This window comes from Georgenia sp., assembly GCF_054605595.1.
In genome coordinates this window covers 16,572-33,448 of sequence record NZ_JBTSDU010000018.1, presented here as the reverse complement: position 1 = coordinate 33,448, position 16,877 = coordinate 16,572, and the positions used below count along the sequence as shown (strand labels likewise).

Below are 16,877 nucleotides of genomic sequence, written 5' to 3'. Positions count from 1 at the left end.
CAACTGCTCAACGACGCCGCCGCCCGCGTGCCGAGCGAGCGCGAGCAGCCCGGGCCGCGCTCAGGCTGAGGGGCCCGTCGGCGGGCCGGGGTGATTCCGAGGTGATCCACCGCGACCCGAGGCCACGCGGAAGCGGCGAACAGAAGGGCCCCTGGCCGCGTCGCCGCAGACCAGGGGCCTCTCTCCACCAAGTCGGGGTGACAGGATTTGAACCTGCGCCCTCTTCGTCCCGAACGCCCCGGATGGGGTGTTTCCGCGGGTCCAGGGCGTGCGGAGGGTGTCTCCTGAACCGTCCGGTGCGCCCTCGGGGTGATTTTGGGGTGAGCGGCTCGGCGGCTCTCGGGACCACGCTCGCCGACGAAGGTTCGCGCATCAGCCTTTGACTGAACGTGTGGTCAGAGGGCCGCCTCTCTATGTGACCGGCTTGGCCCGCATCACGCTTGCCAGCGTCGAGGTGACTCGAGTCCAAGCGCCGGCGTCGGGACATACCCAGTCGGCGAGCTCGATCGCCGCATTGAGGTCCTTCGCGAGATCGCGCCTGTGAATCGGCTCGTGATGCGCCGCGCGGTTGCGGACGAACGTCAGCCGCTGGAGCCGGTCCTTGACCGCACGCTGACGGGCGCGAAGGTCGGACGGTCCACAGGGAAACGCCGCGTGCGTCGCAGGCACCCAGAGGGTGGTGAAGTACCGCCACTCGACGAGGAACCGCCAGAACCCCAGCGATAGTTCCGCGATCACCTTGCCGTGAACCTCCGGATCCTTGCCCCGCCGGGTAGCGCGATCGCGCGCTTTGGCGATGTCCTGCCGCCCCTGGGGGTCCAGCGGCGCTAGGTCGAACCAGTCGCGAGCGGTGTCCTTCCTCGCTGCCCAGGCAGTGAGTTCCCGGTCAAGTGCGTTGCGCACCACGACTTCCGTCATGGACGTCAGGCTGAGAACGCTGGCCGATACCTCCATGTTCCACTCGTAGAGAGCGAAGGCTGCGTCCAGATCGCCCCCGGACGCCCGGAGGTAGGAGGCAAGTCGCTCGTGGGTCAGGCAGTCGCGGAGAACCTCATAGCTCCATGCTGGCGCGTCCGTGCGGCTCGTTGGAGTTGACAACTGGGACGTCTCCCCTAAAGTGGTAACCGAAGACCCCGGAACGATCCCTGGCCGTAGGCCACATCGCCGGGGTTTCGTCTGCCGTGGTGCGGACTAGGCTCCCGGCCCTCCGGGCGCTCCGGGCGCTCCGGGCGCTCCGCGTGACGAAATCACCGGGAGCCTAGTCCGCACCACGGCGCCTTCTGCGACGACACGCCGAGCGGCGTCGCAGACCCGCTCGCGCGGCGTACGAGCGGCGCCTACAGGCTTGGCCCGCGCCGCGGCCCCGGGCCGAGCCCGCGCGCGGGGGACGGGGAGAGTCGGGGGTGCGCTTCGACCGCTCGTGCCTTCAGCGTGGCTTCGGTCATCCGCTCGGGCGCAGCGGGTCTCGCGTTCTGCCGCACGAGCTGTGCGGCCTCGGCGACGGGTAGGGCGTCGATCTGGGCGAGTAGGCGGCGTGCTTCGTCCGCTCGGCGGCGCCACTCGGCGGCGCGAGTGGTGACGGTGCTAACCTCTGTGGGCTACTGGCGCCCCTGCGTACCGGCGCTTCGTGAGTATCGACGTTCAGCGCCTTGAGCGCGTGGGCGTCCTGGACGCCATTGCGGGCCAGTGGTTTGGAAGCGATCGCCAGGGCGCTACCCCGTTTGTCATCCGGCGCGTCCCCGTCGTCCGGGTGGGAGGAGTTCGCGGGCGCGGGCTTTCGCGACCCAGCCTTGGGCGGTGCTGAGGGCGACGCAGCTGAGCTCGGCCATGGTCGCGGAGGGGTTCGCATCGCCGTTGGCGGTGAGGCGGCCGTGCTGGAGTGCGACGAGCTCGTAGAAGTCAGGGGTCCGCCTTGGGTCGCCGAGTGGCTTGAGCAGGTCCCGTTCGGCGACCTTGCGACCGCTGGGAAGCTTGATCTTGCCGCCGCTGAGGATGTTGGTCCGCTTCATGGCGAACAGGCGCTGGTTGATCGCTGCTTCGATGCGTGCGGTCGGCAGCTCCCGCAGCAACTGGCTGGTGATCGGGTCGCCGGGCCGCCAGGGCAGGTAGACGACTCCGGTGATGCGGACCTCCTCCGGGAGGCTGAACAGCTGGCGCTGAAGCCTGATGTAGACGCGCGTCCCCGTGGCGGTGTGTTCGATGTAGCGCCAGCGGCCGTCGACGGTCTCGTTCTGCTCGGAGTCCAGCCGTGCCTGGCGCAACGCCTCATCGACGGTTTGGTCGTCGTAGCCGAGCAGGGCGTCGATCTCGCCGCTGGCGTCGTCGGGTCGCTCACCGGGGAACCGGCTTGGCAGATGCCAGCCGGCGGGCAGGTCGTCTTGGACGAGAAGCCCGTCGTACGTCTGATCGCCGGGCCGGCGGGGAGCTATCGACATGGGACCAGGCTACGCGGAAAGAGCACACTCTCACGTACTTGCCGATACGCGTGTAGGTGTGCTTTGATACTCAGATATTCGCAAGAACGTGAGGTGCGCGATGGTTGAAGCTCACGTGGCTGTCACCGCCGACCGGCTTCTGCGCACGCAGGAGGTCGCGGCTTGGCTGGCCGTCTCCAAGTCGACTTTGTGTGCTGGCGCCAGTCGCTCGAGGGTCCGGAGGTCTTCTGGCTCGCCGCCGGCGTGCCGCGCTACCGCGCCTCGGATGTCGAGTGGTGGCTCAGGCGATGCTCAGCCGCCCGGCCTCGGCCGCCGCGGCGAGGGGGTCCCGTGCCGGCTCGACGAGGTGACAAGTGGGAGGGTCGCCTCAAGATCGGCGGCCAGGTCGTCGGCACCCGCCGTTTCGAGCCCAAGCGGGCGGCGGCCGAGTGGGAGCGTCGGCAGCGCAGCGCGTTCGACGAACACGGCTACGACCCGAGTAGGGGCAAGGTCGCAGTCGAGGGCTTGCTCGTCATGTGGCTGGAGCAGCGGACCGGGCGGGTCAGCAGTACGACGCTGAACACCGACCGTTACCTGCTGCCGACAGCGGGCCAGTGATCCGGCAGGACGGGGACCGAAGCGATCCTGCCGACGTGGTTCCGCAAGCTCTACGTCGGCAAGGTCCCCGGCGCCGCGATCGTTGCGTGGCAGGACGGGCTGCTGGCGCGCGGGCTGGCGCCGAGCTTGGTGAAGCGACACCGCGAGTCGCTGTCGTCGTTCTTCGCCTGGTGTGTCTCCAAGGGTTACATCGCGGCCAACCCGGTCAAGGAGGCGACGCCGCCGAAGGATCGTCGCGCCCGCGAGGTCGTGCGCCCTCTGCCGGCGCACGATTTCGAGGCCGTCGTCAGGGACGTCGCCGCGGCCAGCGAGACCTACGCCGCGCTCGTGTCGATCTTCTGGCGCACCGGAATCCGGTGGGGTGAGGCCAGGGCGATGCTCGTCCGCGACTTCGTCGAGGTGCCCATGCCGGCGCTCAACGTCGTCCGCAACCAGCCTGAGGGGACGCCCGCGGCCGAGACCCCGAAGTCGGGCCGGGGTCGACGGGTGCCACTGCCGGACGCGCTGGTGCCAGCGCTCCGACGCTTCGCCGAGGACAAGGGCCCGGACGACCTACTCCTGCCCCGACCCGGCGGCGGACAGCTCCACCGCTCGACCTTCGCCCGGCAGACCGGCTGGAGCGAGGTCGGCCGCGGTCGGACCTTGCGCGACCTCCGGCACACCGCCGCCTGCGAGTGCATCCTGCGGGGCGTCCCCCTCACGACCATGTCGGCGTGGCTCGGTCACGCCTCGATCGAGGTCACCGCACGCTACCTGCACCCCCTCGGCGACTCCGCCGACCGTTCCGCGCTGCAACTGCTCAACGACGCCGCCGCCCGCGTGCCGAGCGAGCGCGAGCAGCCCGGGCCGCGCTCAGGCTGAGGGGCCCGTCGGCGGGCCGGGGTGATTCCGGGGTGATCCACCGCGACCCGAGGCCACGCGGAAGCGGCTAACAGAAGGGCCCCTGGCCGCGTCTCCGCAGACCAGGGGCCTCTCTCCACCAAGTCGGGGTGACAGGATTTGAACCTGCGACCTCTTCGTCCCGAACGAAGCGCGCTACCAAGCTGCGCCACACCCCGGTGGAACCGACTCAGGATAGCCGAGGCGGGGCGGCGTCGTGAAACCGGCGACGTCGGATGAGATGGATGCCACTCTTCAGGCCCGCGGGACCAGGGAGAGCAAGGTCGCTTCCGGGCGACAGGCGAACCGGACCGGCGTGTACGGGCTGGTGCCCAGACCCGCGGAGACGTGCAGCCATGTCGAGTCCTCACCGCCGGGGGAGTCGGGCCGTGCCCCGGGCCAGCCGTGCAGACCGCTCGCGCGGGACCGGTCGAGGTCGCAGTTCGTCACGAGCGCGCCGTAGCCGGGCACGCAGAGCTGGCCGCCGTGGGTGTGACCGGCGAGCACGAGGGCGCAGCCGTCCTCGCGCATCTCGCGCAGCACCCGCAGGTACGGCGCGTGGCTGACGCCGATGTGGAGGGCGGGCTCGGCCAGAGCCCTCGCCGGAGCAGCTCCGTCGTGGTCCGGGCCGCTCACGGGGACGGTTCCGTCGTCGCCCGGCGCGGGGAACCGATCGCGGTCCAGGTGCGGATCATCGACCCCCACGAAGCTCAGCGTCGTCCCCGCAGCGACCGTTCGCACGCGCCGATTGGTCAGGTCCGCCCAGCCGGCGGCCACGAACGCCGCGACGAGCTCGTGGGTCGGCAGCGGCGGGAGCGGCACCCGATGGCTGGTGCGCGCGTCGGGCAGCAGATAGCGCGCCGGGTTCTTGGGCCGCGGCGCGTAGTAGTCGTTGGAGCCGAGCACGAACACGCCGGGTCGCTCGAGCAGCGGGCCGTACGCCTCCAGCACCGTGGGCAGGGCGTCGGCGTGTGCCATCGCATCACCTGTGCTGACCACCAGGTCCGGCGCCAGCCGGTCCAGCGCCCGGACCCACGCGACCTTGTCGCGCTGGGCGGGCATCAGGTGGAGGTCGGAGACGTGCAGTACCTTCAGCGGACGAGCACCCGGTGCCAGCACCGGGACGTCGTGGCGCCGCAGCGTGTAGCACCCTGCCTCCGTCAGTGCCCAGCCCAGGCCGCCCAGCGCGCCCAGCGCCGCCACGCCCAGCGCACGGGCGACCGTCACTGGCCGGGGGGAGGGTTCGGGGGATTGTCCTTACCGTTGTTGCCCCCCGGCTGTCCCTTGCCGTCGCCCCCCTGAGGCGGCTCCTCCTGGACCACCGGCGGGCCGGAGCTGGGCACGATCGTCACCGTGGATCCGGGTCTCACCCGCGCACCGGGCGCCGGCGACATCGACGCCACGCTGCCCGCCTGCAGTTCCGACTCGACGGGGTCGGCGACACTGACAGCGAAGCCCTGGTTCCCGAGGATCGCCCTGGCGTCCTCGACGGAGCGGCCGACGACGTCGGGCACCGGGACGCGCGGACCGTACAGCACCCTGGCGGGCGCCTCGCCGAACGGCAGCACCGGCAGCCCGTCGAGCGCGCGGCTCATGTAGGTCTGCCACGTCTGGGCGGGGTACAGGCCGCCGTACATCCACCGGTTGTAGTCGGCGCCGATGGTCTGGTACCACATCGGGACGTCGCCCTCACGCTGCCCCATCCAGACGGCGGCGGCGAGCTGCGGCGTGTAGCCGACGAACCACGCGTGGGCGTCCTCGTTGGTCGTGCCGGTCTTGCCGGCCGCGGGCCGACCGGGCAGGACGGCCCGGAAGCCCGTCGAGGTGCGCTGCGGCGTGACGACCTGTTGCAGGGCGTAGTTGACACCGTTGACGATGTTGGTGTCGAGCACCTGCGTGCAGCTCGACGGCGGGAGCGGGACCTCGTTGCCCATGCCGTCGGTGATCTTCGTGATCGACACGGGAGTGCAGTACGTGCCGCCGGCAGCCAGGGTCGCGAACGCGCCGGCCATGTCCAACGGGGTGACGGTGTTCGTGCCGAGCACGGCGGCCGGGTTCGGGGTGAGCTCTCCTCCGCTGCCCGTCTTCAGGCCCATCTTCTCGGCGGTGGCCATGATGTTGCACATATCCAACTGGTTGGCCATCTCGATGAACGTCAGGTTGATCGACAGGCGGGTGGCCTCGAGCACGGGCATGCGGGACGACGTCGGCACGCCCTCGACGTTGGTGGCGTTGTCGTACGTCGCCTTGTACTCCGGCGCGCAGGAGATGGTCCAGGAGTCGCGCGGGTAGACCCGCTTGGTCGAGTCGACGAGGTCGCTCAGCGCGTGCCCCGACTGCAGCCACTCGATGAGCGTGAAGACCTTGAACGTCGAGCCGGACTGGAAGCCGACGCCGCCGCCGTGCGAGAGGCCGACGTTGAGGTTGACCTCGGTCGCCCCGGGATCCTCCTCCGAGCCGCGGCCGTAATCGGTGTTCTGCACCATCGCCACGATCTTGCCCGTGCCCGGCTCCACGGAGGACAGGGCCATCTCGACGCTGGAGGGGTCGTTGACCGGCACCCGCCCTGTGACGGACTCGTAGGCCGCCTGCTGCCGGGCTGGGTCCAGTGTGGTCTGGACGGTGAGGCCGCCCCGGTAGAGCTTCTGCACACGGTCGGCGCGATCCTCGCCCCAGTTCTCGTTGTTGAGGAGGTCGTCGACGACGTACTCGCAGAAGTAGGCCGCCGTGCCCGCCCCGGCGCAGCCGTTGTGCGCGGGCTGGACGTTGAGCATGTCGGCGATCGGGATCGCGACGGCCTCGTCGTACTCGGCCTGGGTGATGTACCCCTCCTGCAGCATCGTCAGCAGGACGGTGTCGCGCCTCTTCTGCGCGTTCTCGGGGTTGCGCACCGGGTCCCAGCGGGCGGGGGACTGGGTGATGCCGGCGAGCATCGCGGCCTCGGGGATGTTGAGCTCGGCCGCCGTCTTGCCGAAGTAGTGGCGCGCCGCCGACTCCACCCCCCACTGTGAGGGCCCGAACTGGGCGATGTTGAGGTAGCCCTCGAGGATCTCGTCCTTGCTGACGGTCTGCTCGAGGCCGATGGCGAGCCGGGCCTCGCGGAGCTTGCGGCCCATCGACGTCGCCGTCGCCTCGCGGATGGCCTCCGGGTCGTCGCTGACCCGGCCCGCCTCGATGAGGACGTTCTTGACGTACTGCTGGGTCAGCGTCGAGGCGCCCTCGAGCTCACCACCGGCGATGTTGTTGGCGGCGGCGCGCAGCATGCCCTCGGGGTCGATGCCGCGGTGGTCGTAGAACCGGCGGTCCTCGACGGCGACGACGGCGTGCTGGACGTGCTCGGAGATCTGGTCCAGGCCCACCACGATGCGGTTCTCGTAGTAGAAGGTCGCGAGACGGGAGCCGTCCGCGGCGAGGATCACGCTCTGCTCGGACGGCTGCGCGATGGCGAGCTCGCTGGGCAGGTCGTCGAAGAGCTTGGTGGACGCCGCACTCACCGTGCCGACGGCACCGACCGCGGGCATGAGGATCCCGGCACCGACGACTCCGCCGATGCCGGCGACGAGGAGGAAGGCGAGCAGCATGCCCAGGAGCTGGATGGGGTTGACGGCTCGTCCAGACGACGGGGGTCGCGACATGACGTCCAGGGTACGTGCCGGACCGCGGCTGTGGCACGCGCGGCAGCCGGGGTGGCTGCCGCGGGCCGCTGCGAGGGGTGCCCCGCTGCGCTGGGTACCCCTCCCTGTCGACCCATGGTCGTCACCCCGTGCGACGTGGCGCAGGACGGGCGAAGACGGGTGCACAGGGCGGCCCCGGGTGCGTGCCATGCCAGATGTCAGGACGAACGTCATACTTTCGGGCCCGTCCTGCATCACACCGACAGCGCATCGATCGATCCGATGTGCGGGACTTAGGTCCCACCCCTTCCGTGAATCGCGCCACACCGATAGCGTCACCCGTAGACGAGTTCCGTCCGCGACCACCGGACGGAGAACGGGACCCGACCGGCGACCACCCGGCCGAACCTGCCGTCCGGAACCGGGGAGGAACGATGGACTTCGCAGACCAGACCTGGGCGGCACGTGCCGCCTGTGCCTCGAGTGAGCCCGACGCGCTGTTCGTGCGCGGCGCCGCCCAGCGGAACGCCCGTGAGTTGTGCTTCAGCTGCCCCGTCCGCATGGAGTGCCTGGCCGACGCCCTGAGCTCGAACACCACGTTCGGCGTGTGGGGCGGCCTCACGGAGCGTGAACGCCGCGCCCTGCTGCGCCGCTACCCCGAGGTGCACGACTGGGCCGGATGGCTGCGCCGCGAGGACGACGTGCTGATCTCGGAGCTGCGCTCGCAGCGAGCACCGCGGATCATCGCGCGGACCCGCGCCGCGTCCATGTGAGCCGCCCCGCGCCCGTGCCTAGGATGTCGGCATGACTACCTGGGAGTACGCCACGATTCCGCTGCTGACCCACAACACCAAGGCCATCCTCGACCAGTGGGGGGGCGACGGTTGGGAGCTCGTCCAAGTCGTGCCCGGTCCCACTGGCTCCAACAACCTCGTCGCCTACCTCAAGCGACCCGCAGGCGAGCGATGAGCATCGCGGCGCGGTTGCGGGAGCTCGACCTCGAGCTCCCGCCGGTCGCGGCGCCGGTCGCGGCCTACGTCCCGGCGGTGCGTCACGGTGACCTCGTCTACACGTCGGGCCAGCTGCCGCTGGTGGACGGGGTGCTGACGATGACCGGCAAGGTCGGGCCGTCGGCCGGCGGGGTGACCCCGGCGGCCGCCAAGGCCGCGGCGCGCACCTGCGTCCTCAACGCCCTCGCCGCGGCGGCCGCCGCCGTCGGTGGGATCGACAACGTCGCGCGCGTGGTGAAGGTGACCGGGTTCGTCGCCTCCGAGCCGGAGTTCACCGGCCAGCCCGGCGTGGTCGACGGTGCGTCGGAGCTGCTCGGGGAGGTCTTCGGCGCGGCGGGCGCGCACGCCCGCTCCGCCGTCGGCGTCGCCGCGCTGCCGCTCGACGCGCCCGTCGAGGTGGAGATCGTCGTCGCGGTGCGCTGAGGCACCGGGACCGGACCCGTGGGGGTATCCGGTCAGCGGGCCCGGCGCCGCAGGCGGTCGACGTCGAGCAGGGTGACCGCCCGCCCCTCGAGCCGGATCCACCCGCGTGAGACGAACTCGGCGAGGGACTTGTTGACCGTCTCACGCGAGGCGCCCACGAGCTGGGCGAGCTCCTCCTGGGTGAGGTCGTGCGCCACGTGCAGGCCCTCCTCGGTCGGGCTGCCGAACCGGTCGCCCAGGTCGAGCAGGGCCTTCGCCACCCGGCCGGGGACGTCGGAGAAGACGAGATCGGCCAGCGACTCGTTCGTCCGCCGCAGGCGCTGGGCGAGCGCGCGGAGCATGTGCTTGGCCAGGGACGGGCGGGTCTCGAGGAACTCCATGAGGTCCTTGTGCTGGAGCTCGAGCAGGTGCGTCGGGGCCACGGCGGTCGCCGTCGTCGAGCGGGGACCCGGGTCGAAGAGGGTCAGCTCGCCGAGGACCTCGCCGGGGCCGAGCACGGCCAGGAGGTTCTCGCGGCCGTCGGGGGAGGCGTGCCCGAGCTTGACCTTGCCCTCGGTGAGGATGAACAGCCGGTCGCCAGGGTCGCCCTCGTTGAACAAGATCTCGCCCCGGCGGATCGTCGTCGCACTCATCAGGGCGCGCAGGTTCTGCTGGTCCTGCTCGTCCAGCGCCTCGAAGAGGGGGATCGAGCCGATGACGTTCTGTTCCACTGTGTGTCCCATCTGCTGGCGGCGACCGAGATCGGCGGCGGGGGCAATCCCGAGCCCCGTACGGCCCCATCCTGCCACCTGCCGTGATGCGAGGCACGAGCAGGACGCTCCGGCGCGCCGCCCTACCCTGTGCCCATGTGCGCCGCCCCGAGACCACGGTCGACCAAGGCCACCCGCGAGCAGGCCGCCGCGGTCGATGAGCTGCTGACCGACGCGTGGCCGGACGCCCGGTGCGAGCTCAACTTCACGACCCCGCTCGAGCTGCTCGTCGCCACGGTGCTGTCCGCCCAGACCACCGACAAGCGCGTCAACCAGGTCACCCCCGGCCTGTTCGAGGCCTACCCCGACGCCGGCGCGTACGGCGCCGCCCGGCTGGAGGACCTGGAGGAGGTGCTGCGCCCGCTCGGCTTCTTCCGGGCCAAGGCCCGCTCGTTGCAGGGGCTCGGGGCGGCCCTGGTGGAACGCTACGACGGCGAGGTGCCGGGCGCGCTCGCCGAGCTCGTCACCCTGCCCGGGGTGGGCCGGAAGACGGCGAACGTGGTGCTGGGGAACGCCTTCGGGATCCCGGGGATCACGGTCGACACACACGTCGGGCGCCTGGCCCGCCGGCTCGGCTGGACCAGGGAGACGGACGCGGTGAAGGTGGAGAGCCGCCTGGCCGAGCTCCTGCCGCCCCAGACGTGGACGATGGCGTGCCACCGGCTGATCTTCCACGGCCGCCGCGTGTGCCACTCGCGGCGGCCCGCGTGCGGGGCGTGCGTCCTGGCCGGGCTCTGCCCGTCCTACGGCGAGGGCGAGACGGATCCGGAGAAGGCGGCGGCGCTGGTCACCGGGTGAGGGGGCCGGTCCGGGTCATCGTGCCGTGAGGGGGCCGGGGCCGGGCGAGCGCGCCGTCACCCGGTCGAGGAAGTCGAGCAGCAGGGCCGTGACGTCCTGCGGTGCCTCCTCGGGCAGGAAGTGCCCGGCGCCTGGAACCACCACCTGCTCGAGCCCGTCGACGACGTAGTCCGCGTCCCTGGCGAACGTCCGCCCCGGGAACAGGCGGTCCTGGGCCCCGCGGATCGAGAGCACCGGCACCGTGACGGGGGCCTGGACGGCCCGGAGGTACCGCCGGCCGTCGGTACGAGGCGTGGAGCGCACCAACCAGCGGAAGTGCTCCATCGTGCTGTGCGCGGCGAAGGGCAGCCCCATCGCCGCGGTGTACACGTCCGCCTCGGCGGTGGCGCCGTCGTTGCCGGGGGCCGACCAGGCGGTGAGCAGTTTGCGGACGAGGTCGCCCTCGCGCAGCGCCCGCTCGGGGAACCAGGGCACCTGGAAGCGGGCCAGCGTCGCGAGGGCCGTCACCGGCAGGCGTCGGCTGATCGTATGGAGCGGGTGCGGGTGCGGGTTGGCCAGGACGGCGACGGCGTGCGTCACGCCCGGCGTCAGCGACGGCATCGACCAGGCGATCGTCCCGCCGAACCCGTGCCCGACGACGACGGCGCGCGCCGAGCCGAGCGAGTGCACCACGCCGGCGACGTCCCGGGCGAAGACGGCCGTCTCGTGCCGGTTCGGCGGCTTGTCCGACCCGCCGAAGCCGCGCAGGTCCATGGCCGCGACCCGGTAGCCGGCCGCGGCCAGGGCGGGGATCTGGTGCCGCCAGGCCCACCAGAACTGGGGGAAGGCGTGCAGCAGCACCACGAGCGGGCGGTCCGGATCCGGCTCGCCGGCCAGTACGACGTGGAACTGCGCGCCGTTGGCGGAGATGTTGCGGTGCTCCCAGGGTCCGGAGATCATCACGCAGCTGGAGTCGGCGACCACGGCAGGCACGTTACCGTGCATGGCGGTCGGCTCTCGCCGGTCGGTGCGACCGCGGCCGGCACCGGAACGGGTCCGCTGGCGCCGGCCGGTACTCAGTCTCAGAGGAGCGTCAGCATCACCAGGTACGTGCCCGTGCCCCCGACGATGCTGAGCATCGCGTTACGCCGCCACAGGTGCAGCCCGGCCGTCACCCCCACACCCACGAGTTCGGGCAGCCCGTGCGGTGCGGTGGTGAGGTCCACCGCGGAGAGCGTGTAGACCACGAGCACCGCCATGACCCCCAGCGGCATCGTCCGGCCGAGGTAGGCGACCACCGTGGACTCGCCGAGCGTGCGGAGCGCGACGAAGGGTGCCAGGCGCAGGGCGTACGTGACCGCGCCGATCACGAGCAGCGTGAGCAGGATGTGGGTGGGGTCAGGCACCGTGCACCTCCTTCCCGTCGGGGGTGGTTGGCGGGCCGGCCCCGCGGTCCGGACCCGCCGGATCGGTTCCCGTCCCCGTACGCCGGCCCTGCATCACGAAGCGGACGGCGAGCACGGCGACGAACGTCAGCAGCGCCACCACGAGCATGCCGCTCCCGGCCGCCAGCCCGAGCCCCGCGCACGCCAGCGCGATCAGCAGCGTCGGTACGTCCGGTGCGGCCCGGAACGCGTCGATGGTCAGGACGACGAACAGCGCCGTGAGGGTGAAACCGAGCCCGTCGACGTCGATCCGCAGCCCCGCCCCGAGCAGCGCCCCGGCGGTGGATCCGGTGATCCAGTACAAGTGGCAGAAGATCTCGGTGACGAGCACCCGGGTCCCGGTGAGCGTGTGGTGCGGGCGCGTGGCCAGGAGCGCGTACGCCTCGTCCGTGAGCGCGTGGACGCCGTAGAGCCGGCCGACGGCGGAGCGGATCTTCAGCAACGGGAAGCTCAGCCCGTAGAAGACGTGGCGGAAGTTGACGAAGAACGTCGTCGTGGCCACCTGGAGCAGCCCCACACCGCCGGTGACGAGCCCGATGGCGAGGTACTCCATCGAACCGGCGTAGATGAGCACCGAGAACACCGGCGCCCACCACCAGTGCAGCCCGCTGTTGCTCAGCAGCACCCCGAACGCCGCGCCGAGCGGCAGGTACCCCGCGCCGACGGCGAGGGTGTCCTTCGCAGCCAGCGCCACCGCGCGACGGCGGTACGAGCGCCGGTCCACCGGCCACGGCGGTGCAGGGTCGGGGACGGCGGGCATGGCTCCAGCGTAGGCAGCCTGCCGGGCTAGCCCGTCATCCCGGTGCTGATCTGGTCCATGACGTCGGAGTCCGCGAGCGTGGTGACGTCCCCGGCTGGGCGGCCCTCGGCGATGTCGCGCAGCAGGCGGCGCATGATCTTGCCCGAGCGGGTCTTGGGCAGCTCGGCCACCACCAGGATCGAGCGCGGCTTCGCGATCGGGCCGATCTCCTTGCCGACGTGGTCGCGCAGCTCGGCGACGACGTCGGCGCCCTCACGGGCCTGATCGACGGCATCCGCACGCAGGATGACGAAGGCGACGACGGCCTGTCCGGTGGTGTCGTCCTTGGCGCCGACGACGGCGGCCTCGGCCACGATCGGATGGGACACCAGGGCCGACTCGATCTCGGTCGTGGAGAGCCGGTGCCCGGAGACGTTCATGACGTCGTCCACGCGGCCGAGAAGCCAGATGTCGCCGTCGTCGTCCTTCTTGGCGCCGTCCCCGGCGAAGTACATGCCCGGGAAACGGGACCAGTACGTGTCGGCGAAGCGCTGCGGGTCGCCCCAGATGCCGCGCAGCATCGCGGGCCACGGCCTGGTCAGCACGAGGTACCCGCCGCCGCCGTCCGGGACCGGCTTGCCGCTCTCGTCCAGCACGTCGGCCCCGATGCCGGGCAGCGGCGTCTGGGCGGAGCCGGGCTTCGTGGCGGTCACGCCCGGGAGGGGGGAGATCATCATAGCGCCGGTCTCGGTCTGCCACCAGGTGTCCACGACGGGAGTGCGGTCGGCGCCGATCACCCGCCGATACCACATCCAGGCCTCGGGGTTGATGGACTCGCCCACGCTGCCGAGCACTCGTAGGGAGGACAGGTCGTGGCGGGCGGGGAACTCCTCGCCCCACTTCATGCAGGTGCGGATCGCGGTCGGCGCGGTGTACAGGATCGAGACCTGGTACTTCTCCACGATCTGCCACCAGCGGTCCTTGCCGGGGGTGTCCGGGGTGCCCTCGTAGATGACCTGGGTGGCGCCGTTGATCAGGGGTGCGTAGGTGACGTAGGAGTGGCCGGTGACCCAGCCGATGTCGGCCGTGCACCAGTACACGTCCGTCTCGGGCTTGAGGTCGAAGACGTACCGGTGCGTGAACGCCGACTGGGCGAGGTAGCCGCCGGTGGTGTGCAGGATGCCCTTGGGTTTCCCGGTGGTGCCGGAGGTGTAGAGGATGAACAGCGGGTGCTCGGCGTTCACGGGCACGGGGGTGTGCTCGGGGGAGGCGGCGGCGAGGGCGTCGCCCCACCGCTGGTCGCGGCCCTCGGTCCAGGGCACCTCCTGACCGGTGCGCTCGACGACGAGGACGTGCTCGACGGGGGTGCCCTTGGCCAGTGCCTCGTCGACCGCAGGCTTCAGCGCGGACGCCTTGCCGCGCCGATAGCCGCCGTCGGCGGTGATGACCACGCGGGCGTCGGCGTCGTTGATGCGGCTGTGCAGGGCCTCGGCGGAGAAGCCGCCGAAGATCACCGAGTGCGGAGCGCCGATGCGCGCGCAGGCGAGCATGGCGATCACGGCCTCGGGGATCATCGGCAGGTAGATGGCGACCCGGTCCCCCGTCCGGACGCCGAGCCCGGTCAGGACGTTGGCGGCCCGGGAGACCTGGTCCAGCAGATCGGCGTAGGTGATGGTGCGGGTGTCGCCCGGCTCGCCCTCGAAGTGGATGGCGACGCGGTTCCCGAGCCCGGCCTCGACGTGCCGGTCGACGGCGTTGTAGGTCGCGTTGAGCTCGCCGTCGCCGAACCAGCGGACCACCGGCGCGCCGGAGAAGTCGAGCACCTCGGTGAAGTCGGTGGACCAGGTGAGGAGGTCGCGCGCCTGCTCGGCCCAGAAGCCCTCGGGGTCGGCCGCGGCATGCTCGTACATCTCGGCGGTGGCGTTGGCCGTGGCCGCGAACTCGGGACTGGGTGGGAACGAGCGGGTCTCGTGCAGGAGGTTCTCGAGCTCGCCGTCGGGCGTCGGTGCTGCGGTGTCGTGCTGGGACATCGGTGTCCTCCTTGAGCCGTGGCGTGGTGGCGATGGTGAGTGGCGTGGCTCACACCGTCCGCCGACAACCTACCGAACCCCGGGGCGGGCCGTCACGGAGTGCTCGGGGTTCGGGCCGGGAGGTGCGCCCGACCGTCCGGGAGGCCACCGACCGGGACCGGCATCGGCCGGGACCGGCATCGGCCGGGACCGGCGTCCACCGGACCGGCACCGGCCGGGGTCGGCGTCCACCGGCGCTGCACCGGCCGGGACCGGCGTCCCCCGGCGCTGCACCGGCCGGGGTCGGCTCAGCGCAGGCGGGATCCGTGCCGGGGCGGGGCATCGTGCGTCGGTGCGGTCACCCGGTCGGTGGTCTCCGCACGGGTGCGCTCCTCCGCCCGGCCCAGCCGCCGGGCGCCGTGCGAGACGACGCCGACCAGCACCAGGCCCGTGCCGTAGAGGACGAAGCGCCCGGCTGCACCGTCGGCGAGCAGGTGGTGGCCGATGTTGACCCCGAGGCCGCCGAGGTCGGCCGCCCGGTCCAGCCCAGGTCCGAGGACGTCCTGGACCCGCAGCGGCAGGGCCACGAACGCGAGGCCACCCAGGAGCACCAGCGAGCCGACGAGGATCGCCCCCACCGAGGACCACCGTGCGGCGAGGAGCACCACCACCGTCACGAGGATCGCGGCGGCCAGCTCGGCGAGCGCCGCGACGTTGAGGACACCCGTCTCCCACGGCGCGTCGGGCACCAGGGTCAGCCGGGCACCGGCGTCGACCCACAGGTACCAGGCGATCGGGGTGAGAAGCAGCGTGAGCACCAGGCCCCAGACGTGGGCCGGTGAGCGCGTGATCGGCCGGGCCTCGGTCGCGCCGTCGAGGACGGTTCCGGGCCGGTTCGCCGCCTCTTGCATCCGGGCGCGCAGCGCGGCGGACCGGGGGTCCTCCGCGGTCGGGGCACCGGGCTCGGCCCCTCCGGGCCGGGGCCCGTCGCCCGGCGGTGCGGCGGCGGCACTCGTGGGTGCCACCGGGGCGGCCCCCGTCGGATGCTCGACGGCGGGATCGTGCATCCCCATCAGGCTCCGGCGGCGCACCGCGGTGGAGTCCATCTCGTGCGCCTCGCGGGCTGCGACCGCGGCCTCGTCCCAGGCGGCGCCCTCGTCGAGGTGCCTGGGCGGCGCGGGTTCGCCGGCAGGAGTCTCGCCGGGCGGGGTGCTGGGGGTGGTCACAAGGGCCTCCTGAGGGGTCCCTCTCACGGTACCCAGGCCGCCCCGGCCGTTCGGGTGCGGCACGCCGCACGCCGCACGCCGCACGCGGCCCGGCGGCCCCGTGTTCGACTGCCCGACTGCCCGGTGCACGTGCCGACTCGGGCCGGTGAGGTTCCTTGATCGGGCTAGACCTCGACGCGCTCGCCGAGGGGCAGCGGGGAGAACGTCGTCCCCTCCGGGCTGAACCGCCGGAGCATGGAGTAGGACATCGCCGGGTCGGCGAGCGTGCGCTCGTGGATCGGCACGACGACGCGTGGCCGTACGGCCCGGACGAAGTCGATCGCCTCGGCCAGCTTGAGCCAGGGCGCGCCCGTCGGGCCGGCCAGCACGTCGATCGCCATCTCCGGCACCACGAGGGAGTCGCCGGGGTGGAAGAAGGCTCCGCCGTCGAGCACGTAGGCGGCGTTCGCGAGCGCGGGCAGGTCGCCGTACACGAACGCGTGCGCGCCGCCCACGACATCGACCTCGGCACCGGCGACGGTCAGGTGGTCGCCCACGCGCACCGGGCGCGGCGTCGTGGGCAGGTCGGTCAGCAACGCTGCCGTCTCCTCGTCCGCGAGCAGGACGGCGTGCGGGTTGGCGGTGAGCAGCGCGGGCAGCCGCTCCCGGTCGACGTGGTCGGCGTGCTGGTGCGTGAGGAGGACGCCGTCGAGGTCGCGGACCGTCTCGAAACCCTCGGCGTAGGTGCCCGGGTCGAAGAGGAGCCGCGCACCGGTGGTCTCGACGAGGAGACAGGCGTGGCCGAAGTGCGTGAGGCGCATGCCGCCACACTCCCAGAATCTCGCGGCGGCGTCACCGGTTCCGCTCCCTGCCCGGAGCCGGCATCCCGCTTCCTGCCCGGTGCCGGCATCCCGCACCCGGCGGTTGTCCACAGGTGGCCGACGGCCAGGCGGGTGAGTACGGCACGCTGACGTCACAACACGCTGACGTCACAA

At 71.9% G+C, this 16,877-nt stretch carries 17 protein-coding genes and 1 tRNA gene; 6 read left to right on the top strand and 12 right to left on the bottom strand.

From position 1 onward, the window contains the following. Positions 1-411: 411 nt before the first annotated feature. Both ACYC1Z_RS04245 and ACYC1Z_RS04240 read right to left on the bottom strand, forming a co-directional pair. Positions 412-918, bottom strand: coding sequence for a hypothetical protein (locus ACYC1Z_RS04245; RefSeq protein ID WP_461408295.1), 507 nt, complete (start codon positions 916-918; stop codon positions 412-414). Positions 919-1,724: 806 nt separating this feature from the next. Continuing rightward, positions 1,725-2,435: a hypothetical protein gene (locus ACYC1Z_RS04240; RefSeq protein WP_461408294.1), complete on the bottom strand. Its 711-nt coding sequence runs from the start codon at positions 2,433-2,435 to the stop codon at positions 1,725-1,727. 330 nt (positions 2,436-2,765) lie between these two features. Here ACYC1Z_RS04240 and ACYC1Z_RS04235 point away from each other — a divergent pair, with 330 nt between their 5' ends. Together ACYC1Z_RS04235 and ACYC1Z_RS04230 are read left to right on the top strand one after the other, a co-directional pair. After that, complete coding sequence (locus ACYC1Z_RS04235; protein ID WP_461408293.1) at positions 2,766-3,032, top strand: hypothetical protein; 267 nt, start codon at positions 2,766-2,768, stop codon at positions 3,030-3,032. A gap of 129 nt (positions 3,033-3,161) precedes the next feature. Then, positions 3,162-3,893 (top strand): tyrosine-type recombinase/integrase, encoded by a 732-nt coding sequence (locus tag ACYC1Z_RS04230; protein WP_461408296.1) that lies wholly within the window; start codon positions 3,162-3,164, stop codon positions 3,891-3,893. A gap of 123 nt (positions 3,894-4,016) precedes the next feature. Here the strand turns inward: ACYC1Z_RS04230 and ACYC1Z_RS04225 are convergent. The 3 genes from ACYC1Z_RS04225 to ACYC1Z_RS04215 all read right to left on the bottom strand — a co-directional run bounded on the left by ACYC1Z_RS04225 (position 4,017) and on the right by ACYC1Z_RS04215 (position 7,546). Further along, positions 4,017-4,090: transfer RNA gene (locus ACYC1Z_RS04225), tRNA-Pro, on the bottom strand. Positions 4,091-4,166: 76 nt separating this feature from the next. Then, positions 4,167-5,138 (bottom strand): metallophosphoesterase, encoded by a 972-nt coding sequence (locus ACYC1Z_RS04220; RefSeq protein WP_461408292.1) that lies wholly within the window; start codon positions 5,136-5,138, stop codon positions 4,167-4,169. After that, positions 5,135-7,546 (bottom strand): transglycosylase domain-containing protein, encoded by a 2,412-nt coding sequence (locus tag ACYC1Z_RS04215; protein ID WP_461408291.1) that lies wholly within the window; start codon positions 7,544-7,546, stop codon positions 5,135-5,137. Before ACYC1Z_RS04215 ends, ACYC1Z_RS04220 begins: the two co-directional genes overlap by 4 nt. Before the next feature lie 413 nt (positions 7,547-7,959). Between ACYC1Z_RS04215 and ACYC1Z_RS04210 the strand changes: the two genes are divergently transcribed. Genes ACYC1Z_RS04210 through ACYC1Z_RS04200 form a run of 3 tightly spaced genes read left to right on the top strand, consistent with a single transcriptional unit; the run spans position 7,960 to position 8,958 of the window. After that, positions 7,960-8,298, top strand: coding sequence for a WhiB family transcriptional regulator (locus ACYC1Z_RS04210; protein WP_461408290.1), 339 nt, complete (start codon positions 7,960-7,962; stop codon positions 8,296-8,298). A gap of 31 nt (positions 8,299-8,329) precedes the next feature. Beyond that, on the top strand, positions 8,330-8,494 hold the full coding sequence (locus ACYC1Z_RS04205; RefSeq protein WP_461408289.1) for a DUF4177 domain-containing protein: 165 nt from the start codon (positions 8,330-8,332) through the stop codon (positions 8,492-8,494). After that, a complete protein-coding gene (locus ACYC1Z_RS04200) occupies positions 8,491-8,958 on the top strand; it encodes a RidA family protein (RefSeq protein WP_461408288.1) in 468 nt (155 codons plus the stop codon). The genes ACYC1Z_RS04205 and ACYC1Z_RS04200 overlap by 4 nt, the downstream gene beginning before the upstream one ends. A 32-nt stretch (positions 8,959-8,990) precedes the next feature. Here ACYC1Z_RS04200 and ACYC1Z_RS04195 read toward each other — a convergent pair whose 3' ends face one another. Further along, positions 8,991-9,680, bottom strand: a complete 690-nt coding sequence (locus tag ACYC1Z_RS04195) for a Crp/Fnr family transcriptional regulator (protein ID WP_461408287.1) — start codon at positions 9,678-9,680, stop codon at positions 8,991-8,993. 123 nt (positions 9,681-9,803) lie between these two features. On the opposite strand from ACYC1Z_RS04195, the gene nth reads away from it, so the two are divergent. Further along, the gene (gene nth, locus ACYC1Z_RS04190; protein ID WP_461408286.1) at positions 9,804-10,505 is read left to right on the top strand and encodes an endonuclease III; all 702 of its coding nucleotides are present in this window, start codon (positions 9,804-9,806) and stop codon (positions 10,503-10,505) included. Between the two features lie 15 nt (positions 10,506-10,520). Here nth and ACYC1Z_RS04185 read toward each other — a convergent pair whose 3' ends face one another. From ACYC1Z_RS04185 to ACYC1Z_RS04160, 6 genes are all read right to left on the bottom strand, one after another. Continuing rightward, positions 10,521-11,468 (bottom strand): alpha/beta fold hydrolase, encoded by a 948-nt coding sequence (locus tag ACYC1Z_RS04185; RefSeq protein ID WP_461408285.1) that lies wholly within the window; start codon positions 11,466-11,468, stop codon positions 10,521-10,523. Between the two features lie 98 nt (positions 11,469-11,566). Beyond that, positions 11,567-11,890 (bottom strand): branched-chain amino acid transporter permease, encoded by a 324-nt coding sequence (locus ACYC1Z_RS04180; protein ID WP_461408284.1) that lies wholly within the window; start codon positions 11,888-11,890, stop codon positions 11,567-11,569. Further along, positions 11,883-12,689: an AzlC family ABC transporter permease gene (locus ACYC1Z_RS04175; protein ID WP_461408283.1), complete on the bottom strand. Its 807-nt coding sequence runs from the start codon at positions 12,687-12,689 to the stop codon at positions 11,883-11,885. The genes ACYC1Z_RS04180 and ACYC1Z_RS04175 overlap by 8 nt, the downstream gene beginning before the upstream one ends. A gap of 26 nt (positions 12,690-12,715) precedes the next feature. Beyond that, positions 12,716-14,698, bottom strand: coding sequence for an acetate--CoA ligase (gene acs, locus ACYC1Z_RS04170; protein WP_461408282.1), 1,983 nt, complete (start codon positions 14,696-14,698; stop codon positions 12,716-12,718). 287 nt (positions 14,699-14,985) lie between these two features. Next, positions 14,986-15,903: a hypothetical protein gene (locus ACYC1Z_RS04165; RefSeq protein WP_461408281.1), complete on the bottom strand. Its 918-nt coding sequence runs from the start codon at positions 15,901-15,903 to the stop codon at positions 14,986-14,988. Positions 15,904-16,067: 164 nt separating this feature from the next. Continuing rightward, on the bottom strand, positions 16,068-16,703 hold the full coding sequence (locus ACYC1Z_RS04160) for an MBL fold metallo-hydrolase (RefSeq protein WP_461408280.1): 636 nt from the start codon (positions 16,701-16,703) through the stop codon (positions 16,068-16,070). Positions 16,704-16,877 lie beyond the last annotated feature (174 nt).